Origin of the sequence: Streptomyces yangpuensis (assembly GCF_001005295.1) — a bacterium.
In the GTDB taxonomy this organism is placed as follows: domain Bacteria; phylum Actinomycetota; class Actinomycetes; order Streptomycetales; family Streptomycetaceae; genus Streptomyces; species Streptomyces yangpuensis.
Genome location: NZ_LBMK01000001.1, coordinates 198,573 through 218,543 on the forward strand (window position 1 = coordinate 198,573; position 19,971 = coordinate 218,543).

The window sequence follows — 19,971 nt, forward strand, 5'->3', positions numbered from 1 at the left end:
CGGGACGCAGGAGCCCCCGTGCGCGTGGTGCGCACGGGGGCTCCCGTATGTCCGTGACAGCCGGGGCTGCTACTCGACGGTGACCGACTTCGCCAGGTTGCGCGGCTTGTCGATGTCCCGGCCCATGGCCAGGGCGGTGTGGTACGCCAGCAGCTGGAGCGGGATGCCCATGAGGATCGGGTCCAGCTCGTCCTCGTTCTTCGGGACCACGATGGTGTGGTCCGCCTTCTCCTGCTCGCGGTGGGCGACCGCGAGGATCCGGCCGCTGCGGGCCTTGATCTCCTCCAGCGCCGCGCGGTTCTTCTCCAGCAGGTCGTCGTCCGGGACGATGGCGACGGTCGGCAGCGAGGGCTCGATCAGGGCCAGCGGGCCGTGCTTGAGCTCGGAGGCGGGGTAGGCCTCGGCGTGGATGTAGGAGATCTCCTTCAGCTTGAGGGAGGCCTCCAGCGCCACCGGGTAGCCGCGCACCCGGCCGATGAACATCATCGACTTGGCCTCGGCGAACTCGGCCGCGAGCTTCTTGATGTCCTCTTCGCCGTCGAGGATCTCCTGGATCTGAGCGGGCAGCTTGCGCAGGCCGTCGATGATCCGCTTGCCGTCGGTGACCGAGAGGTCCCGGATACGGCCCAGGTGCACGGCGAGCAGCGCGAAGGCCACGACCGTGTTGGTGAAGCACTTGGTGGAGACGACGCAGACCTCGGGGCCGGCGTGGACGTAGACGCCGCCGTCGGCCTCGCGGGCGATGGCGGAGCCGACCACGTTGACCACGCCGAGGACGCGGGCGCCCTTGCGCTTGAGCTCCTGCACGGCCGCGAGCACGTCGTAGGTCTCACCCGACTGGGAGACCGCGATGTAGAGGGTGTCGGGGTCCACGACCGGGTTGCGGTAGCGGAACTCGGACGCCGGCTCGGCGTCGGCGGGGATGCGCGCCATGCCCTCGATGAGGCCGGCGCCGATCAGGCCCGCGTGGTACGAGGTGCCGCAGCCCAGGATCTTGACCCGGCGGATGCCGCGCGCCTCGCGCGGGTCCAGGTTCAGGCCGCCCAGGTGGACCGTGTTGAAGCGGTCGTCGATCCGGCCGCGCAGCACGCGGTCGACCGCGTCGGGCTGCTCGGAGATCTCCTTGTGCATGTAGGTGTCGTGGCCGCCCATGTCGTAGGAGGCGGCCTCCCACTCCACGGTCTCCGGGGTGGAGTTCGTCGTCGTGCCGCTCGTGGTGTACGTGCGGAAGTCGTCGGCCTTCAGGGTGGCCATCTCGCCGTCGTTCAGGGTGACGACCTGGCGGGTGTGGGCGATCAGCGCGGCGACGTCGGAGGCGACCAGCATCTCCTTCTCGCCGATGCCGAGGATGACCGGCGAGCCGTTGCGGGCGACGACGATGCGGTCGGTGAAGTCGGCGTGCATCACGGCGATGCCGTAGGTGCCGTCGATCGCCTTGACGGCCTCGCGGACCTTCTCCTCCAGGGTGTCGGCCTGGGAGCGGGCGATCAGGTGGGTGATGACCTCGGTGTCGGTCTCGGAGGCGAAGACGACGCCCTCGGCCTCCAGCTTGGCGCGGAGCTCGGCGGCGTTGTCGACGATGCCGTTGTGGACGACGGCGACCTTGTTCTCCGGGTCCAGGTGCGGGTGCGAGTTGACGTCGCTCGGGGCGCCGTGCGTGGCCCAGCGGGTGTGGGCGATGCCGGTGGTGCCGGCGAAGCGCTTCGGGACCCGGGCCTCCAGGTCGCGGACGCGGCCCTTGGCCTTGACCATCTTGAGCGCGCCGGCCTTCGGGCTGTTCACGACGATGCCCGCGGAGTCGTAGCCGCGGTACTCCAGCCGCGCCAGGCCCTCCAGCAGCAGCGGTGCCACGTCACGCTTTCCGATGTATCCGACGATTCCGCACATACGGTCCTGCCCCTCCTGAAGTTCGGTTCATGTACCCGTCACCCGCCCGCGGCCGCTCCGGCGGCGGCCGGTCAGCCGTAGACGATGCGGCGCAGCTGCCGGAGCGAGAGCTCCGGAGGCGCCACGGCGCGGTGCGGCAGTTCGGCCGCGATCCGCTCGAAGATCTCCGCGTTCACGGCTCCGCCGGCCTGCAGTTCGCGGTGGCGGCGGCGGACGAAGTCCTCCGTCGTCTCGTCGAAGTAGGCGAGCACGTCGAGGACCACCCGGGCCGCTTCGCCCCGCTGCAGCGAGGTGCTGCGCACCAGGTGTTCGACGAGATCGTCATAGGACGGGCGGCGGTCGAGCACCCGTAGATACTGACGTCTCAAGCCGCCCAACGCAAAGATCCTGCCCGATTCCGGGCAGGATCTCTCTGGCCTGGACCAGCGGAATGGATGCATCCGGTCAGAATCTGCGCAAAACGGACTGCTTCGCCGCGGCGAACTCGTCGGCCGTGAGGACTCCCGTCTGGTGCAGATCCCCCAGCTCCCGCAGCCGCCGCAGCAGGGCGTCGTGGTCCTCCGCGGCGCCGGCGGCCGACGCGGGGAGCTCCTTCGGCGGGGCGTCCTCGACCCGCTCCTGCGGCGGCGCGGCCGGGTGCGGCAGCCGCAGCGCCACCGCCGCGGCGACCAGCGCCATCAGCGGGTCCTTCTTGAAGCCGAACAGCTCCACCGTGTACGGGTCGTACTTGGGAGCGGCGGGCTGCACGGCACCGGTCAGGCTGAAGCGGAGCCAGCCGTTCTCCAGTCCCTTCGCCGGCGCCCACTCCACCGTCCGCAGGTCCGTGACCCGGAACTCGCGCGGCCCGCCGGAGCGCTTGGCCTCCTCGGTCGTCCAGTTCCACTCCAGGGCGACGCGGTCGCCGTCGAAGGTGACGGTCCCGTCGCCCGCGCCCACCGCTATCGGCACGGTCGGGCCGGGCAGCAGGTAGCTCTCCGAGGGACCCGGATCCACCTGCTCCAGCAGCAGGGCGTTGCGCACCGCGTCCACGAAGTACTCCGCGACCCCCGTGCGGTCCGGCTCCACGCTCAGCCGGTACGGGTCGGAGGCCTCCGGCAGCCGCCCGCCCGTCACCTGGGTCAGCGCGTCGGCCCCCTCGCGCATCCGCAGCCGCAGCCGCCCGGCCTTGCGGCCGGGCTCGTAGGAGATCCCCGCGAGCGCGCGCAACGGCACGACCACCTCACCCAGGGTCTGCCGCAGCAGCCCCACCCCCTTGTCGCGACCGGGCACGATGCGCACCGCGTCGCCGTCGAACGTCCAGGTTCCGTCCTTCTGGATGATTTCCGCCATTCGGCGATTCTCCCACCGCGCACGGCGGGCCAGTTGGCCTATACCTGGCACATGAGAGTCCTGCGACGCGCGCTCGGCACCCTCCTCGTCCTCGGTGCCGTCTCCTGCACCGCCGCCCACGGCGACGACGCGAGCGCCGGTGACGACCCGCCCGCGGCCCTCACCCCCTTCGAACGGCTCCTGCCGGCGCCGGTCTCCGCGCGCGCCGCCGGGCCCGGCTACTCCTTCGGGCCGGGCACGGTCATCCGTACGGGGCCGGGCGCGGGCGAGGAGGTCCGCCGGGTGGGCGAGCTCCTCGCGGAGCAGCTGCGCGGCCCGAGCGGGCTGCCGCTGCCGGTGATCGGCGGGGCGCGTGGGGACGGGATCCGGCTCAGGATCGACACGGCGGCCGACGGGGCCGGGGAGGAGGGGTACCGGCTGGTGTCCGGGCCGAGCGGGGTCGACCTCGTCGCGCGGACCCCGGCCGGACTGTTCCGCGCGGGCCAGACCCTGCGTCAGCTGGTGCCCGTGGCGGGGCCCGGGACGGTTCCGGGCGGCACGGTCACCGACCGGCCGCGCTTCGCCTACCGGGGAGCCATGGTGGACATCGCCCGGCACTTCTTCACGGTGGAGCAGGTGAAGCGGTACGTGGACCAGCTCGCCCAGTACAAGATCAACACGCTGCACGTGCACCTCACCGACGACCAGGGGTGGCGCCTCGCGATCGACTCCTGGCCGCGGCTCGCCCGGTACGGGGGCGCCGGCGAGGTCGGCGGCGGGCCGGGCGGCCACTGGACCAAGGACGAGTACCGCGAGCTGGTGGCGTACGCGGGCGAGCGGTACGTGGATGTGGTCCCGGAGATCGACATGCCGGGGCACACCAACGCGGCGCTGGCCTCCTACGCCGAGCTGAACTGCGACGGGAAGGCGCCGCCCCGGTACACCGGGACCAAGGTCGGCTTCAGCTCGCTGTGCGTGGCGAAGGAGCGGACGTACGAGTTCGTCGACGACGTGCTCGGCGAACTGGCGGAGCTGACGCCCGGCCGCTACCTGCACATCGGCGGCGACGAGGCGCACGCGACGCCGGCGGCGGACTACGCGGCCTTCATGGACCGGGCCCAGGAGGTGGTGGGCCGCCACGGCAAGACGGTGGTGGCCTGGCACCAGCTGGCGGCGGCGCGGCCGGCGGCCGGGGCGGTGCTCCAGTACTGGGGCCACGACAGGACCTCCGCCGCGGACCGGTCGGCCGTGGCGGAGGCCGCGAAGGCCGGGCACCCGCTGGTCCTGTCGCCCGCGGACCGGGTGTACCTGGACATGAAGTACGAGGCGGCGACGAAGCCGGGGCTGTCGTGGGCCGGCTACGTCCCGGTCGCCCGGTCGTACTCCTGGAACCCGGGGGCCTACCTGGCCGGGGTGCCGGAGTCCGCGGTGCTCGGGGTGGAGGCCCCGCTGTGGACGGAGAACGTCGCGACGCGGGCCGAGTGGGAACTGATGGCGTTCCCGAGGGTGCTGGGCCTGGCGGAGCTGGGCTGGTCCCCGGCGGCCGCCCTCGACTGGACGGCGTACAGCCGCCGCCTCGCGGCGCAGGCGCCCCGCCTGGACGCGCAGGGCATCGGCTACCACCGGGCCCCGGACGTCCCGTGGGCGCGCTGACCGCGCGGCCGTCGCCCGGGCACGGCGAAGGCGTGACCGCGACGAGGGCCTTTTCGACGTCGCGGTCACGCCGTCACACGGTCGGCGCGGGGGAGGTGCCGAGGGACCGTATCGGCCGCCTCCCCCGCCCCGTGTCTCACCGTCGGGCGAAGGCCGCGACGGGGTTCTTGAGGCTGCCGATCAGCTGGAGCGCGGCGGACGGGTCGGAGAGGTCGACCATCTGCTTGTTGTTGCGCAGCTGGAGGCGGTTGAGGCAGGACAGCTGGAACTCCTCGGCGAAGAAGTCGTAGCGTTCGAACTTCTCCGCCAGGGCCGGCATGGACTCCTGGTAGTCGTGGGCGCAGTCGGCCACGGCCCGCCAGAAGGTCTCCTCCGTGCAGATGCCCTCCGAGACGAGGATGGAGGACAGGAAGCGGAAGAAGCAGTCGAAGACGTCCGTGAAGATCGACAGCAGCTTCATGTCCTCCGGGACGTCCGCCCGGATCCGCTCGACCGCGGGCGGCAGCACCGCGTCCGCGTCCATGATGACGATCTCCTCGGCGATGTCCTTGAAGATCGCACGCTGGACGACGCCGTCCTTGATGACCAGGATGGTGTTCTCGCCGTGCGGCATGTACGCGAGGTCGTACTGGTAGAAGCAGTGCACCAGCGGCAGCAGGTACGCGCGCAGGTAGGGCTTCAGCCACTCGGCCGGGGTGAGGCCGGACTCCTCGATGAGGGCGCCGACAAAGGACCTGCCTTCGGCGTCCACGTGGAGGAGCGAGGCCATGGTGGCCAGGCGCTCGCCGTCCCCGAGGGAGTTCACGGGGGATTCGCGCCACAGGGCCGCCAGCATCTTGCGGTACGGCGAGTAGCGGTCGGTGGCCCGCTCGTACTGCAGGTGCCGGTAGCCGATCGCCGCCCGCTCGCGGATGATCGAGAAGTCGACGGACTGAAGAACCTCGTCGGACTCGATCAGCTGGTGCAGCCAGTCGTTGATGGCGGGGGTGGCCTCCATGTAGGCGGCCGACAGGCCCCGCATGAAGCCCATGTTCAGGACGGAGATGGCCGTCTTGACGTAGTGCTTGGTGGGGGTGGTGGTGTTGAAGAAGGTACGGATCGACTGCTGCGGGAGGTAGGCGTCCTCGCCCTCGCCGAGCAGCACCAGCCGGCGGCCCGCGATCTCCGCGGCGAAGGTGATCGTGGTCTTGTTCCACCACTGCCAGGGGTGGACCGGGAAGAGCAGGTAGTCGGCCGGGTCCAGGTCCAGCGAGCGCAGCTTCGCCGCGAACAGCTCGACCGCGGCGTCGCCGAGCTCGGCGCGCATGAAGCTGTCGTGCTCCAGGCCGGCGCCGGCGGTGAAGGTGGCGACGTCCTTGTGCGCGGCGGCCCAGATCAGGTGGACCGGGTTCGCGGCCTCCGGGGCGTACGCGTGGTACTCGTGCACGCCGAAGCCGAGCCGGCCGTTGTTGGCGACGAAGCAGGGGTGACCCTCGGTCATGCCGGTCTCGATGTCCTGGAAGGAGGACTTGGCCAGCACGTCGGCGGGGATCTGCGGCTTGGTGTACTTGAAGGCCGAGCCCGCCAGGGTGGAGGAGATCTCCTCCAGGTAGACCGGCATGACCTCCGCGCTCAGCCCCAGGGTCTGCTGGAACTCGATGTGGAAGTCGAGGGCGTCCAGCGGCAGGGACGCGCCGTCCCGCAGCCGGGTGATGCTGGCCTCGTCCACCGACCAGTGGTCCAGGACCTGCCGGGCGGCGTCGAAGTGGTACTCCACCGCGCCGTCGTCGGAGACGACCGAGTAGCGGTCGCCGCCGAGGGGGGCGGGGGCCAGCAGGCGCTCGTGTGCGAACTCGGCGAGGGCCTTGCGGACCAGGGCGCGGTTGGCGCGGGCCCACAGCTCGGGGGAGAGGTGGGAGACGGCGTCGGTGAGGCTCATATCGACACCTCCTGGGTGATGCCGGTGGCGGCCTCGAACTGCGCGCGGGTGCAGAAGCTCAGCAGGGCTTCCTTCTCCGGCTTGGTCACCTGGCCCTCCGGTACGAAGCCGACGACCGCGTTCAGGGCGTGCACGGCGGTGTTGGCGACGTCCGGCTCGACGACGACGCGCACGGTGGCCGGGTCGGCGAAGATCGCGGCCATGACGGTCGTGATGACCGCGCGGGTGAAGCCGTGCAGGGGCCGGTCGCTGGGCGCGACGAGGAAATGCATGCCGACGTCGCCGGGCTGGGCGTCGTACAGGCCGGCCAGTTCCATCCGGCTCGGGTCGTAGGTCTCCATCAGGAAGGCCGGGCGGCCCTCGTGCAGGCCGATGTAGGCCTGGTGGTGCTCGTGGGCCGTGATGCGCATGTACTCGCGCTCGACGTCCGGCAGCGAGGCGTCCTGCATCATCCAGAACGAGGCCTTGGGGTGCGTGACCCAGCCGTGGAGCAGCTCCGCGTCGGCGAAGGGGTCCAGCGGGCGGATCGCGAAGTCCCCCAGGACGGAGTCGGTCCGGGAGTAGAGGGTGTCGGTGGTGCTCATGCGTGGGTGCCTTCCGGGGCGGCGAACTGCTGGAACGCGATGGACTTCTCGACCTTGTAGTACTCGCGGCCGAGCAGCTCACCGACGATGTACGCGTTGCGGTACGCGGCCATGCCCAGGTCGGGGGAGGTCAGGGAGTGGTTGTGGGTGGTGCCGTTCTGGAGGTACACCTCGCGGCCCGTGGTGTCGACGCTGTAGTTGCGGGCGGCGTCGAGGCGGCCGCGGCCGTCGAAGTTCAGGCGGCCCTGCACCGGGTTCAGGAAGTCCGGCGTGCGGTACTTGTAGCCGGTGGCCAGGACCAGGCCCTCGGTGCTGAGGGAGAAGTCCCGCTCCTGCTCCTCCTGGCGCAGCCCCAGGGTGTAGCTGCCCGTGGTGGTGTCGTACGCCGCGCTGTTCAGCGAGGTGTTGGTCAGCAGGGTCGTGGGCACGGCGCCCGGCATGGTGATCTTCTTCTGGTAGAGCAGGTCGAAGATGGCGTTGATCAGGTCGCCGTCGATGCCCTTGAAGAGGTTCTTCTGCTGGGTCTCCAGCCGGTAGCGGGTGTCCTCGGGGAGGGCGTGGAAGTAGTCCACGTACTCGGGGGAGGTCATCTCCAGCGTCAGCTTGGTGTACTCCAGCGGGAAGAAGCGCGGGGAGCGCGTGACCCAGTTGAGCTGGTAGCCGTACACGTCGATCTCGGCGAGGAGGTCGTAGTAGATCTCCGCGGCGCTCTGGCCGGAGCCGATCAGGGTGATGGACTTCTTCTTCTGCAGCTCCGCCTTGTGGGGCATGTAGGCGGCGTTGTGCAGGAAGTCGCCGCCGAGGCCGGCGCAGGCCTCCGGGACGTACGGCGTGGTGCCGGTGCCCAGGACGAGGCGGCGGGCGCGGTGGGTCTCGCCCTGGTCGGTGCGGACCTCGTAGAGGGCGGCGGCCTCGTCGTAGGTGACCTCGGTGACGGAGGTGGAGTACAGGACGTTGTCGAGGCGGTCGGCGGCCCAGCGGCAGTAGTCGTTGTACTCGGCGCGCAGCGGGTAGAAGTTCTCCCGGATGTAGAAGGAGTACAGCCGGTCCTGGTCCTTGAGGTAGTTCAGGAAGGAGAAGGGCGACGTCGGGTCGGCGAGGGTGACCAGGTCCGACATGAAGGGCGTCTGGAGGTGCGCGCCGTCCAGGAACATCCCCGCGTGCCACTCGAAGTGCGGCTTCGACTCGATGAACAGGCCGTTCAGCTCGTCGATCGGCGCAGTCAGGCAGGCCAGTCCCAGGTTGAAGGGACCGAGGCCGATGCCGATGAAGTCGTGGGGCTCAGTGGTGGACGGCAAGGGATTCTCCCAGGAACTGCTCGGCGTGTGCGGCGAGGAGGTCGAGGACGGCGGTGATGTCGGCCGTCGTGGTCTGCGGGTTGAGGAGGGTGAACTTCAGGTACTGCTTCCCGTCCACCTTGGTGCCGGCGACGACGGCCTCGCCGGAGGCGAAGAGCGCCTTGCGGGCGTGGAGCTGGGCCTCGTCGAGGAGTTCCGCCGGAACGTCCTCGCCGGGCAGGAAGCGGAAGACGAGGGTGGAGATCTGCGGTGCGACGACGACCTCGAAGCGCGGATCGGCCGTGATGAGGTCGTAGCCGGCGGCGGCGAGGTCGATGACCTCGTCGAAGAGCGAGCCGATGCCGTCGGCGCCCATGATGCGCAGCGTCATCCAGAGCTTGAGGGCGTCGAAGCGGCGCGTGGTCTGGATGGACTTGTCGACCTGGTTGGGGATGCGCTCCTCGGCCATGCGCCGCGGGTTGAGGTAGTCCGCGTGGTACGTGGCGTGCTTGAGGGTGTCGCGGTCGCGGACCAGCATCGCGCTGGAGCTGACGGGCTGGAAGAACGACTTGTGGTAGTCGACCGTGACCGAGTCGGCGTGCTCGATGCCGTCGAGGAGGTGCCGGCGGGTGGGGGAGACCAGCAGTCCGCAGCCGTAGGCGGCGTCCACGTGCATCCACGCGGAGTGCTCGGCGGTCAGGCGGGCGATCTCGGGGAGCGGGTCGATGGACCCGAAGTCGGTGGTGCCGGCGGTGGCGACGACGGCCATGGGGAAGAGGCCCTCGGCGGCGCACTCCTCCAGCTCCAGCGCGAGGACGGAGGTGTCCATGCGGCGGTTGCGGTCGACGGGTACGGAGATGACGGCCTCGTAGCCCAGACCCAGCATGGCGGCGGACTTCTGCACGCTGAAGTGACTGGCCTCGGAGGTGAAGATGCGCAGCTTCGGCAGGAGTTCGGCCTTGGTCAGGCCGATCCCGGCGTCCATGGCACGCTTCATGACGGTGCGGCAGGCCTCGTCGCGGGCCAGCAGCAGGGCGTGGAAGTTGGACTGGCTGCCACCGGAGGTGAAGATGCCGTCCGCCTTCTCCCCGAGGCCGATGCGGCGGGTGGTCCAGTCGATGAGGCGGCGCTCGATGAGCGTGCCGCCGATGGACTGGTCCCAGGTGTCGAGGGAGGAGTTGACGGCGGCCATGACGGCCTCGCCGACCACCGCGGGGATGACGACCGGGCAGTTGAGGTGGCCCAGGTAGCGCGGGTGGTGGAAGTAGACGGCGTCGCGGAGGTAGACGTCCTCCAGCTCGGCGAGCGCGGCGGAGGAGTCGCCGAGCGGGGTGTCGAGGTCGATCCCGTCGATGACCGGAGCGAGTTCGTCGACGGATATGCCGGTGTGGGGCCGTTCCGTGGTGGCGAGCTTGGCGGCGACGCGGTCGACGCCCTCGGTGACAGAACGGCGGTAGATATCCGCGGTCGTCTCGTTCAGCAGATGCTGGCGCATCAACTTTCCTCCGGGCAGGGGGGAGAAGGGGAGGGTGGGGCGTGTGATGTTTAGGTTAGCCTAACCTAAGCGGAATGGCCAAATAGCGATGGGCCCCGGTTGTGGCCAGGGCCCATCTCGAACTGCTGTGGAGCGAAGCGGAGCTGACGGCAGGACACCCCTACAACTCGGAGGCGGGGTCCTCGCTGGGAGCCTTGCCCGCGTATGCCTCGGCGAGGAGCTGCTCCTCGCTCGCGCCGAGCCTCCAGTAGCCGGTGAAGCGCACCGAGCGGCGGTCGACGGATCGTTCCTGCACGAAGTGGCGGCGCACCGCGCGAACGGTGCCGGCCTCGCCGGCCAGCCACACGTAGGGGGCCTCGGCGTCCGACGGCGGCGCCGAGCGCAGCGCGTCCAGCACCTGCCCGGTCCGCTCCCGGCCGTCGCCCTCGCGCACGATCCAGGTGATGTCCGCGTCGGCGGGCGTGCCCGGTTCGAGGCGGTCGTCCTCGTGCGGGACCTCGAACCAGGCCCGTACCCGCATGCCCGCGGGCAGCCGCTCCAGGATCGCGGCCGCGGCCGGCAGGGCGGTCTCGTCCGCGTACATCCAGACGGCGTCGGCTTCGGCCGGGGCCTGGAAGCGTACGGACTTGTTCTCGGCGACGGCCGGGCCGATCGCGAGGATCCGGCGGCCGGCGCGCGCGCGACCGGCCCAGTGGGAGGCGGGGGAGGAGTCCCCGTGGAGGACGAAGTCGATGTCGACCTCGACCGCGCCCGCCTCGTCACGGCGCTGCTCGCGCACGGTGTAGGAGCGCATGACCGGCCGCTCCTCGTCCGGCATGCCGCGCCAGGCGGCGAACCAGGTGTCCTCGTCGGTGGACGGGAGCACGGTGTGCTCCACGCCGGACGGCGGCAGGAAGAGCGACAGGCTCTGGTCGAAGCCGCCCGAACGGAAGTCCGCGAGGGACTCCCCGCCGAACGTGACCCGCAGGAACGAGTGGCCCAGGCGGCGGGTGCGGAGCACTTCGAGCGCGAAGAAGCGGAAGTGTGCCACGGCCGGGCTGCCGGACTCGGTGACGGTCATGCGGAAGTCCCCCCTGGAAGTCGGTACGGCCTCACGTCGGTACGGCCTCACGTCGGTACGGCCTCAAGACGTGCCCAGGGCGTGTCCGTGCGGACACGCCCTGGCGGCGGGCGCCCGGGGTCACCGGGCGCCGCGCATGGGTCAGGCGACCTTCTTGGCGTTCTGCACGGCCTTGGCGAGGTCTTCGAGGATCTGGGCGCACTTGTCGTACGAGAAGATCGGCTCGGTGGTGCGCGGGGCGATCTGGCCGGCCTTCACGGCGGGCATCTCGGCCCAGGTGGCCTTGGCCTTCAGCTCCTCCGGCTGCAGGGTGCCGGTGCGGTTGTCGAGCAGGATCAGGTCGGCCTTGTACTTGCCGGCGTTCTCCCAGCTCAGGCTCTCGAAGAAGCCGCCCTCGTCGAGCTTCTCGGGGGTGATGAACTCGACGCCCAGGGACTTGAAGTACTTCAGGTCGGCCGAGGTGTCCGCGGTGGAGGCGTAGAACAGGTCGGCGGAGCCGGATCCGGCCAGGACCTTGATGCCCGGGTTGGCCTTGGTGGCCTCGCGGACCTTGGCGGCCGCGGCCTCGAAGCGGGCCTTGCCGTCGACGGCGGCCTTGGCGTTCATGTCGGCGCCCAGGGACTTGGCGAGGTCCGCCGTGCGCTCCAGGGCCTTGTCCATCGAGACGTTGCCGCCGACGCCGATCGCGGCGTGCGGGGCCAGCTTCAGGATCTTGTCCTTGGAGGCCTCGGGCACGTACCAGTACGAGCCGTCCCAGGTGTTGGTGACGAGCAGGTCGGGCTGGAGGGCCGCGTACTTCTCGACGTTGAACTCGTCGTAGACGTTGCCGAGGATCTCGACCTTGGAGATGTCCATCGAACCGGCCTGGACGTCGGGCTTGCCGTCGGCGGTCCTGGTCGGGCCGAAGACGCCCTTGACCGAGACGCCGTAGTCGTGCAGCGCGGCGGCGGTGCCGGTGAACGCGACGATGTTCTTCGGCGTGGACTTGGCGCTGACGTCCTTGCCGAGGTCGTCCTTGAAGGTCCAGGCACCGGAAGACGCGGCGGCGGTGCTGCCCTTGTCGCCGTCACCCTTCGCCGAGTCGGAGCCGCCGCACGCGGCGAGCGTGGCGACGAGGCCGAGGGCACCGCCCGCGGCGATGAAGCCGCGACGGGTGAAGGAGAAGCTGCGGGACTTGGGCATAATCGATGTCCGATTTCGTGCGTACCGGGGCGGCCACCAGCGTGCCGTTCGTGGGGAAGGTTAGCCTAACCTTGGCCGAAATCGGTAAGGGGGCCCTAAGTTTTTTTGGGCCTCCCTCACCTCATCCCGCGCACGCACGGGACCGTGCGTCAGCCGGGGAAGCCCAACTCGCGGGCGATCAGCATGCGCTGGACCTCGCTGGTGCCCTCGCCGATCTCCAGGATCTTGGAGTCCCGCCACATGCGGGCCACCGGGTACTCGTTCATGAAGCCGTAGCCGCCGTGGATCTGCGTCGCGTCACGGGCGTTGTCCACGGCCACCGTCGAGGAGTACAGCTTCGCGATCGCCGCCTCCTTCTTGAACGGCTCGCCGGCCACCAGCCGGGAGGCCGCGTCGCGCCAGCCGATGCGCGCCATGTGGGCGCGCATCTCCATGTCGGCCAGCTTGAACTGGATGGCCTGGTTGTCGCCGATCGCCTTGCCGAAGGCGTGCCGCTCCCTGGCGTACTTCACCGACTCGTCCACACAGCCCTGCGCGAGGCCCGTGGCGAGCGCGGAGATGGCGATCCGGCCCTCGTCGAGGATCCGCAGGAACTGCGCGTAGCCGCGGCCCTCCTCGCCCACCAGGTTGGCGAGCGGGACCCGCACGCCGTCGAAGGAGAGCTCACGGGTGTCGGAGGAGTTCCAGCCCACCTTGGAGTAGGGGGCGGCCACCGTGAAGCCAGGGGTGCCGGACGGGACGATGATCGAGGAGATCTCCGGGCGGCCGTCCGCCTTACGGCCCGTCACGGCCGTGACCGTGACCAGACCGGTGATGTCCGTACCGGAGTTGGTGATGAAGCACTTCGAGCCGTTGATGACCCACTCGTCGCCGTCCTTGACGGCGGTCGTGCGGGTGCCGCCGGCGTCCGAGCCCGCGCCGGGCTCCGTCAGACCGAAGGCGCCCAGCACCTCGCCGGAGCACAGCTTCGGCAGCCACTGGCGCTTCTGCTCCTCGGTGCCGAAGAGGTACAGGGGCATGGCGCCCAGGGAGACCCCGGCCTCCAGGGTGATGGCGACCGAGGAGTCGACGCGGGCAAGCTCCTCCAGGGCGATGCCCAGGGCGAGGTAGTCCCCGCCCATGCCGCCGTACTCCTCCGGGAAGGGCAGGCCGAACAGGCCCATACGGCCCATCTCGGCGACGATCTCGTAGGGGAACTCGTGCCGCTCGTACAGGTCGCCGATCTTCGGGGCGACGACGTCGTGGGCGAACGCCTCGACAGTGCGGCGGAGTTCCTCGTGCTCAGGGGTGAGCCGGTGGTCGAGGGACATGGTGTGACTACTCCTTGTGGGAGAGGGCGCGGACGGTACGGGAGGGGCTGGGGCGCCCCAGCTGTTCGGCCATCCACACGCTCGTGGCGGTGAGGGCGGCCAGATCGACCCCGGTCTCGATGCCGAGACCGTCGAGCATCCACACCAGGTCCTCGGTCGCGAGGTTGCCGGTGGCGCTCTTCGCGTACGGGCACCCGCCGAGGCCGCCCGCGGAGGCGTCGACGGTGGTCACGCCGTGCTGGAGCGCGGCGAGGGTGTTGGACAGGGCCTGGCCGTAGGTGTCGTGGAAGTGCACGCCGATGCGGTCGGTGGTCACACCGGCCTCGTTCAGCGCGGAGAGCAGTGCCTGGACATGGCCCGGGGTGGCCACGCCGATCGTGTCGCCGAGGCTCAGCTCGTCGCAGCCGAGGTCGAGCAGGGCCTTGGCCACGGAGACGACCTGGTGGACGGGGACGGCGCCCTCCCAGGGATCGCCGAAGCACATGGACAGGTAGCCGCGCACGTGCGCCCCGCCCTCCCTGGCGCGCGCCACGACCGGCTCGAACATCGCGAGGGACTCGGCGACGGTGCGGTTGAGGTTGCGGGAGGCGAAGGTCTCCGTGGCCGAGCCGAACACGGCGATACGGGTGGCCCCGAGGGCGAGCGCGCGGTCGAGGCCGCGCTCGTTGGGCACCAGGACGGGCAGGGCGGCGTCCACGTCGGCGAGCAGCGGGAAGAGCTGCTCGGCATCGGCCAGCTGGGGCACCCACTTGGGGTGCACGAAGCTGGTCGCCTCGATGGTGGTCAGTCCCGCGCCGGCCAGGCGGCGGACGAACTCCGCCTTGACCTCCGTGGGGACGGCCGACTTCTCGTTCTGCAGGCCGTCGCGGGCGCCGACCTCGTGGATGCGGACCCGGGCCGGCAGGCCGGGGGCCGGGACGGTCATGGGCAGGCCGATCACGCGCCCTCCTCCTCGTCCGCCGTGACGACGGCCAGGACCTGGTCCATGGCCACGGTGGTGCCGGGCGAGACGTCCAGCTCGGTGACCGTGCCGGCGTGCGGGGCGGAGATGACGTGCTCCATCTTCATCGCCTCGACGACCAGCAGGCTCTGACCGGCCGACACCTTGTCCCCGACGGCGACCTTGACGACGGTGACGGTGCCGGGCATGGGGGCGGCGAGGGTGTCCGCCCCTGCGCTCGCCGTGCCGTGGGCGGACACCGGATCGTGGCGCTGGACGTGCCAGGAGTCGGCGTCGCGCCCGAGCCAGGTCCCCTCCGGGGAGGCGGCGTGGGTGAAGCGGTGGGTGAGGCCGTCGAGTTCGAGGGTGACCGTGTCGGGGGTGCGGCTGACGATCCGGGCGCGCGCCGGTGCGGCGCCGCTGTCGACCGCGTCCAGCAGGATGTCCTGCTCGGCGCCCACCTGCCGGGTACGGACCTCCACCGGGTCCTGGCCCGGGAGGCGGAAGTGGTGGACCGTCCAGGCGGGGGTGCCGCCGAGGCGCCAGCCGTCGGCGGCGTCGAACGGGTCGACCCACCCCGTCGCGCGCGGCTCCGGGGCGGCGCCCTCCAGCAGCGCGGCAGCCGCGTACACCTCGCCCGGGACCCCCTCCGGCAGGAGGGACGGGAGGTCGCGCTCGACCAGGCCGGTGTCGAGGTCGCCCGACACCACGTCCGGGTGGGCCAGCAGCCGCCGCAGGAAGCCGGCGTTCGTCTGGACGCCCAGGATCACCGTGTCGGCCAGCGCCGCCCGCAGCATGCGCAGGGCGGCCGGGCGGTCCGGCCCGTGCACGATGACCTTCGACAGCATCGGGTCGTACGTCGACCCCACCGGCACGCCCGCGGTCAGGCCCGAGTCCGTGCGGACCGCACCGCCCGACGGCTCGGACAGGGCCAGGACCGTACCGCCGGACGGCAGGAAGCCGCGCGCCGGGTCCTCCGCGCAGACGCGGGCCTCGATGGCGTGCCCGGTCAGCCGGATGTCGTCCTGGGTGACGGGCAGGGCCTCGCCGGAGGCGACCCGCAGCTGGAGCTCCACCAGGTCCAGGCCGGTGATCAGCTCCGTCACCGGGTGCTCGACCTGGAGACGGGTGTTCATCTCCATGAAGTAATAGGAGGACGGGTCCCCGCCCGGGACGATGAACTCCACCGTGCCCGCGCCGACGTACCCGCAGGAGCGGGCCGCGTCGACGGCCGCCGCGCCCATCGCCGCCCGGGTCTTCTCGTCGAGCAGGACCGAGGGCGCCTCCTCGATGACCTTCTGGTGGCGGCGCTGCAGCGAGCACTCGCGCTCGCCCAGGTGGACCACGTTGCCGTGGGCGTCCGCCAGCACCTGGATCTCGATGTGCCGGGGCCGGTCCACCCACCGCTCGACCAGCAGCGTGTCATCGCCGAACGAGGAACGGGCCTCGCGGCGGGCTGCCGCGATCTCCTCGGCCAGCACCGCCTCGTCCCGTACGAGCCGCATGCCCTTGCCGCCGCCGCCCGCCGAGGGCTTCAGCAGCACCGGCATGCCGATCTCCGAGGCGGCCGCGACCAGTTCGGCGTCGGTCAGGCCGCTGCCGGAGGAGCCGGGGACGACGGGCACCCCCGCCGCCTTCACCGTCTCCTTGGCGCGGATCTTGTCGCCCATCAGCGAGATCGCGGAGGCGGGCGGCCCGATGAAGGCCAGCCCGGCCTCGGTGCAGGCCTGCGCGAAGGCGGCGTTCTCCGCCAGGAAGCCGTAGCCGGGGTGCACGGCCTCGGCGCCCGTCCGCTTCGCGGCATCGAGCAGCCGCTCCACCGACAGGTAGCTCTCCGCGGCCGCCGCCGGCCCGATCCGGACGGCCGTGTCGGCCTCCCGTACGTGGCGGGCGTCGGCGTCGGCGTCGCTGAAGACGGCCACGGAGCGGATACCGAGCTCCCGCAGGGTGCGGATGACCCGGACCGCGATCTCGCCGCGGTTCGCGACCAGAACAGTGCTGAACATCAGTGAGGTCCTCACGTCACATCACGTCACATACGGAAGATGCCGAAGCCCGAGTCGCCCAGCGGGGCGTTCGCGCACGCGGTCAGGGCCAGTCCCAGCACCTGCCGGGTCTCCATGGGGTCGATGACCCCGTCGTCCCACAGCCGCGCCGTGGCGTAGTAGGCGTTGCCCTGCTCCTCGTACTGGGCGCGGACCGGGGCCTTGAAGGCCTCCTCGTCCTCGGCCGGCCACTCCTGGCCGGCGCCCTCGATCTGGTCGCGCTTGACCGTCGCGAGGACCGAGGCCGCCTGCTCGCCGCCCATCACCGAGATCTTGGCGTTGGGCCACATCCACAGGAAGCGGGGCGAGTAGGCCCGGCCGCACATCGAGTAGTTGCCGGCGCCGTACGAGCCGCCGACCACCACCGTCAGCTTCGGCACCCGGGCGCAGGCCACGGCCGTCACCATCTTGGCGCCGTGCTTGGCGATGCCGCCGGCCTCGTAGTCGCGGCCGACCATGAAGCCCGAGATGTTCTGGAGGAAGAGCAGCGGGATGCCGCGCTGGTCGCACAGCTCGATGAAGTGCGCGCCCTTCTGGGCGGACTCGGCGAACAGGATGCCGTTGTTCGCGATGATCCCGACCGGGTGGCCGTGGATCCGGGCGAAACCGGTGACCAGCGTCTGGCCGAACTCGGACTTGAACTCCTGGAAGCGGGAGCCGTCCACGACCCGCGCGATGATCTCGCGGGCGTCGTAGGGGGTGCGGGAGTCGACGGGGACCGCGCCGTACAGCCCGGCCGGGTCCACCTTCGGCTCCTCCGGGGCCTCGACCGACCAGGGCAGGTCCCCGCGGTCGGGCAGGGTCGCCACGATGTTCCGTACGATCCGCAGCGCGTGCGCGTCGTCCTCCGCGAGGTGGTCGGTCACACCGGAGACGCGGGAGTGGACCTCGCCGCCGCCGAGCTCCTCGGCGGTGACGACCTCACCCGTGGCGGCCTTCACCAGCGGCGGGCCGCCGAGGAAGATCGTGCCCTGGTTGCGGACGATGACGGCCTCGTCGCTCATCGCCGGGACGTACGCCCCGCCCGCGGTGCAGGAGCCGAGGACGGCGGCGATCTGCGGGATGCCGGCGCCCGACATGCGGGCCTGGTTGTAGAAGATGCGGCCGAAGTGCTCCCGGTCGGGGAAGACCTCGTCCTGCATGGGCAGGAAGGCGCCGCCGGAGTCGACCAGGTAGAGGCAGGGGAGACGATTCTCCAGGGCCACTTCCTGGGCGCGCAGGTGCTTCTTGACGGTCATCGGGTAGTACGTGCCGCCCTTGACGGTGGCGTCGTTCGCGACGATCACGCACTCGCGGCCGCTGACCCGGCCGATGCCCGCGATGACCCCGGCGGCGGGCGCGGCGCCCCCGTACATCCCCTCGGCGGCCAGCGGGGCCAGCTCCAGGAACGGGGAGCCCGGGTCGAGGAGGGCGTCCACGCGGTCGCGCGGGAGGAGCTTCCCGCGGGCGGTGTGGCGGGCGCGGGCCTTCTCGCCGCCGCCGAGCCGGGCCGCGTCGAGCCGGGCGCGCAGGCCCTCGGTCAGCTCGCGGTGGGCGGCCTCGTTGGTCCGCCAGGCCTCGGACGCCGGGTCCGCGGCGCTCGTCAGCACTGGTGCCTGCTGCATCGGTCGAGCTCCCTTGCTCGTTCCAGGCGGTTAATGAGCGTTAACGCTCGTGAGCTCAGGTTAACGACCGCTAACGGCCCTGTCTAGAATGGTTTCCCATGAGCATCAGAGCGGCCGCCCCCACCCGACGCGAGCAGATCCTCAGCGAGGCCGCCCGCCTCTTCGCCGCGCGCGGGTTCCACGGCGTCGGCGTGGACGAGATAGGGGCCGCCGTGGGCATCAGCGGCCCCGGCCTGTACCGGCACTTCGCGGGCAAGGACGCCATGCTCGCCGAGCTGCTCGTCGGCATCAGCGAACGGCTGCTCACCGGCGGCCGCCACCGGGTCGCGGAGGCGGCGGGTGACCCGTGCCGGGTCCTGTCCTCCCTCATCGACGGCCACATCGACTTCGCCCTCGACGACCGGGCGCTGATCACCCTGCACGACCGCGAGCTCGACCGGCTGCGGGAGGCCGACCGCAAGCTCGTGCGGCAGCTTCAGCGGCAGTACGTGGAGCTGTGGGTGGAGGTCGTACGGGAGCTGCATCCCGAGGTCGGCGAGGCGGAGGTGCGGGTCGCCGTGCACGCGGTCTTCGGCCTGCTCAACTCCACCCCGCACCTGGGCGCCCTCGGCCGCGAGGCCACCGAATCGCTGCTGCGCAGGCTCGCGCACGGGGCCTTCGGGGCGCTGTCGGCGTGACCCGGGGCGTCCGCCGACCGGAATGGACGCGCCGCCTCCGCCCCGGCGGCGGCAGAATGGCCCGTATGCCGAAGCCGATAGAGACGTCCGACCGATCTGTTGAAGCGCCGAGCCGCGCCGAGCTCATCGACCATCTGGTCCGCACGCGGATCGCGGGGCAGGTCGCGACGCCGCGCGAGAACAACCTCTCCCACTACCGCAAGCTCGCCAACGGCGACCGGCACTACTGGCTCGGCCTGGAACTGGGCGACCGCTGGGCCGACGAGCAGGACGTGCTCGCCGTGATGGCGGAGCGCTGCGGCGTCGTGGACGACCCGGAGGTCCGCCACGGCCAGGACACCATCGACCCCGAGCTGACCGTGGCCGGCCTGGACCGGCTGGCGGCCCGGCTGCGCAAGGCGGCGGCCGACCGGCAGCGCGTGCTGTTCGCGACCGGCCACCCGGGCGGCCTGCTGGACGTCCACCGCGCGACGGCGGCGGCCCTGCGCGCCGCGGGCTGCGAGATCGTGGTGATCCCGCAGGGCCTGGTGGCGGACGAGGGCTCGGTGTGGCAGTTCGCGGACGTCGCGGTGCTGGAGCGGGGCGCGACCCTGTGGCACACGCATTCGCCGGCGCCGATGGCCGCGATCCTGGACGCGCTCGCGGCCGAGGGCCGCCCGCAGCCGGACCTGGTCGTCGCCGACCACGGCTGGGCGGGCTGCGCGGCCCAGCGCGGCCTGGACGCGGTCGGCTACGCGGACTGCAACGACCCGGCCCTCTTCCTCGGCGAGGCCGAGGGCACCCTCCAGGTCGCGGTCCCCCTGGACGACCACGTCCGCGACCCGCGCTTCTACGACCCGATGGTGGACTACCTGCTGCACGCGGCGGGCCTGCTCTGACGGCGCAGCCGCGCAGACGGCGGAAAGCCCCGGCCGTGTCCACCGGCCCGGGGTCCCGCCGGCCGTTCCCGCCGTCGCCTGCTACCGGCCCCTTCCCCGACCCTGACGCTCCATGCCAGACCGGCGGTCAGGCCCGGGAACCCCGAAGCGGGG

16 protein-coding genes are annotated in these 19,971 nt (G+C 71.4%); 3 read left to right on the plus strand and 13 right to left on the minus strand.

Translation table 11 applies throughout. The features are described from left to right. Positions 1 to 69: 69 nt before the first annotated feature. The 3 genes from glmS to AAT21_RS00945 form a co-directional block, all read right to left on the minus strand. On the minus strand, positions 70 to 1,887 hold the full coding sequence (gene glmS, locus AAT21_RS00935; protein ID WP_046774809.1) for a glutamine--fructose-6-phosphate transaminase (isomerizing): 1,818 nt from the start codon (positions 1,885 to 1,887) through the stop codon (positions 70 to 72). A gap of 71 nt (positions 1,888 to 1,958) precedes the next feature. Beyond that, positions 1,959 to 2,234 carry a hypothetical protein gene (locus AAT21_RS00940; protein ID WP_030025937.1) on the minus strand — a complete coding sequence of 92 codons (276 nt, stop codon included), beginning with the start codon at positions 2,232 to 2,234 and terminating at the stop codon, positions 1,959 to 1,961. A gap of 97 nt (positions 2,235 to 2,331) precedes the next feature. Further along, complete coding sequence (locus tag AAT21_RS00945; RefSeq protein ID WP_046774810.1) at positions 2,332 to 3,216, minus strand: DUF4429 domain-containing protein; 885 nt, start codon at positions 3,214 to 3,216, stop codon at positions 2,332 to 2,334. A 51-nt stretch (positions 3,217 to 3,267) separates the two neighbouring features. Here AAT21_RS00945 and AAT21_RS00950 point away from each other — a divergent pair, with 51 nt between their 5' ends. Continuing rightward, the gene (locus AAT21_RS00950; RefSeq protein ID WP_046774811.1) at positions 3,268 to 4,848 is read left to right on the plus strand and encodes a beta-N-acetylhexosaminidase; all 1,581 of its coding nucleotides are present in this window, start codon (positions 3,268 to 3,270) and stop codon (positions 4,846 to 4,848) included. A gap of 136 nt (positions 4,849 to 4,984) precedes the next feature. Here the strand turns inward: AAT21_RS00950 and AAT21_RS00955 are convergent, their stop codons facing one another. The 10 genes from AAT21_RS00955 to AAT21_RS01000 form a co-directional block, all read right to left on the minus strand. Next, complete coding sequence (locus tag AAT21_RS00955; protein WP_046774812.1) at positions 4,985 to 6,766, minus strand: IucA/IucC family protein; 1,782 nt, start codon at positions 6,764 to 6,766, stop codon at positions 4,985 to 4,987. After that, positions 6,763 to 7,350, minus strand: a complete 588-nt coding sequence (locus AAT21_RS00960) for a GNAT family N-acetyltransferase (RefSeq protein WP_046774813.1) — start codon at positions 7,348 to 7,350, stop codon at positions 6,763 to 6,765. The genes AAT21_RS00955 and AAT21_RS00960 overlap by 4 nt, the downstream gene beginning before the upstream one ends. Further along, the gene (locus AAT21_RS00965) at positions 7,347 to 8,648 is read right to left on the minus strand and encodes a lysine N(6)-hydroxylase/L-ornithine N(5)-oxygenase family protein (RefSeq protein WP_046774814.1); all 1,302 of its coding nucleotides are present in this window, start codon (positions 8,646 to 8,648) and stop codon (positions 7,347 to 7,349) included. The genes AAT21_RS00960 and AAT21_RS00965 overlap by 4 nt, the downstream gene beginning before the upstream one ends. Continuing rightward, on the minus strand, positions 8,632 to 10,122 hold the full coding sequence (locus AAT21_RS00970; RefSeq protein ID WP_046774815.1) for a pyridoxal phosphate-dependent decarboxylase family protein: 1,491 nt from the start codon (positions 10,120 to 10,122) through the stop codon (positions 8,632 to 8,634). Before AAT21_RS00970 ends, AAT21_RS00965 begins: the two co-directional genes overlap by 17 nt. Before the next feature lie 160 nt (positions 10,123 to 10,282). Then, positions 10,283 to 11,182: a siderophore-interacting protein gene (locus tag AAT21_RS00975; RefSeq protein WP_046774816.1), complete on the minus strand. Its 900-nt coding sequence runs from the start codon at positions 11,180 to 11,182 to the stop codon at positions 10,283 to 10,285. A gap of 141 nt (positions 11,183 to 11,323) precedes the next feature. After that, positions 11,324 to 12,364: an ABC transporter substrate-binding protein gene (locus AAT21_RS00980; protein WP_046774817.1), complete on the minus strand. Its 1,041-nt coding sequence runs from the start codon at positions 12,362 to 12,364 to the stop codon at positions 11,324 to 11,326. Between the two features lie 149 nt (positions 12,365 to 12,513). Further along, positions 12,514 to 13,674, minus strand: a complete 1,161-nt coding sequence (locus AAT21_RS00985) for an acyl-CoA dehydrogenase family protein (RefSeq protein WP_046774818.1) — start codon at positions 13,672 to 13,674, stop codon at positions 12,514 to 12,516. A 7-nt stretch (positions 13,675 to 13,681) separates the two neighbouring features. Continuing rightward, a complete protein-coding gene (locus tag AAT21_RS00990; protein ID WP_046775496.1) occupies positions 13,682 to 14,599 on the minus strand; it encodes a hydroxymethylglutaryl-CoA lyase in 918 nt (305 codons plus the stop codon). An 11-nt stretch (positions 14,600 to 14,610) separates the two neighbouring features. Then, a complete protein-coding gene (locus AAT21_RS00995) occupies positions 14,611 to 16,620 on the minus strand; it encodes an acetyl/propionyl/methylcrotonyl-CoA carboxylase subunit alpha (protein ID WP_046774819.1) in 2,010 nt (669 codons plus the stop codon). A 26-nt stretch (positions 16,621 to 16,646) separates the two neighbouring features. Then, positions 16,647 to 18,263, minus strand: coding sequence for a carboxyl transferase domain-containing protein (locus tag AAT21_RS01000; RefSeq protein WP_046774820.1), 1,617 nt, complete (start codon positions 18,261 to 18,263; stop codon positions 16,647 to 16,649). Between the two features lie 98 nt (positions 18,264 to 18,361). Between AAT21_RS01000 and AAT21_RS01005 the strand changes: the two genes are divergently transcribed. Then, entirely contained in the window at positions 18,362 to 18,940 is a 579-nt protein-coding gene (locus AAT21_RS01005; RefSeq protein ID WP_046774821.1) for an SACE_7040 family transcriptional regulator, read from the plus strand. 56 nt (positions 18,941 to 18,996) lie between these two features. Then, a complete protein-coding gene (locus AAT21_RS01010; protein WP_046774822.1) occupies positions 18,997 to 19,818 on the plus strand; it encodes a phosphatase in 822 nt (273 codons plus the stop codon). The last annotated feature ends 153 nt before the right edge of the window (positions 19,819 to 19,971 follow it).

What these genes read in the sequence shown, in the direction of transcription:
- glmS (WP_046774809.1), bottom strand. Translation starts at nt 1,887, where the DNA reads ATGTGCGGAATCGTCGGATACATCGGAAAGCGTGACGTGGCACCGCTG.
- AAT21_RS00945 (WP_046774810.1), bottom strand. Translation starts at nt 3,216, where the DNA reads ATGGCGGAAATCATCCAGAAGGACGGAACCTGGACGTTCGACGGCGAC.
- AAT21_RS00950 (WP_046774811.1), top strand. Translation starts at nt 3,268, where the DNA reads ATGAGAGTCCTGCGACGCGCGCTCGGCACCCTCCTCGTCCTCGGTGCC.
- AAT21_RS00955 (WP_046774812.1), bottom strand. Translation starts at nt 6,766, where the DNA reads ATGAGCCTCACCGACGCCGTCTCCCACCTCTCCCCCGAGCTGTGGGCC.
- AAT21_RS00960 (WP_046774813.1), bottom strand. Translation starts at nt 7,350, where the DNA reads ATGAGCACCACCGACACCCTCTACTCCCGGACCGACTCCGTCCTGGGG.
- AAT21_RS00970 (WP_046774815.1), bottom strand. Translation starts at nt 10,122, where the DNA reads ATGCGCCAGCATCTGCTGAACGAGACGACCGCGGATATCTACCGCCGT.
- AAT21_RS00975 (WP_046774816.1), bottom strand. Translation starts at nt 11,182, where the DNA reads ATGACCGTCACCGAGTCCGGCAGCCCGGCCGTGGCACACTTCCGCTTC.
- AAT21_RS00980 (WP_046774817.1), bottom strand. Translation starts at nt 12,364, where the DNA reads ATGCCCAAGTCCCGCAGCTTCTCCTTCACCCGTCGCGGCTTCATCGCC.
- AAT21_RS00985 (WP_046774818.1), bottom strand. Translation starts at nt 13,674, where the DNA reads ATGTCCCTCGACCACCGGCTCACCCCTGAGCACGAGGAACTCCGCCGC.
- AAT21_RS00990 (WP_046775496.1), bottom strand. Translation starts at nt 14,599, where the DNA reads ATGACCGTCCCGGCCCCCGGCCTGCCGGCCCGGGTCCGCATCCACGAG.
- AAT21_RS00995 (WP_046774819.1), bottom strand. Translation starts at nt 16,620, where the DNA reads ATGTTCAGCACTGTTCTGGTCGCGAACCGCGGCGAGATCGCGGTCCGG.
- AAT21_RS01000 (WP_046774820.1), bottom strand. Translation starts at nt 18,263, where the DNA reads ATGCAGCAGGCACCAGTGCTGACGAGCGCCGCGGACCCGGCGTCCGAG.
- AAT21_RS01005 (WP_046774821.1), top strand. Translation starts at nt 18,362, where the DNA reads ATGAGCATCAGAGCGGCCGCCCCCACCCGACGCGAGCAGATCCTCAGC.
- AAT21_RS01010 (WP_046774822.1), top strand. Translation starts at nt 18,997, where the DNA reads ATGGCCCGTATGCCGAAGCCGATAGAGACGTCCGACCGATCTGTTGAA.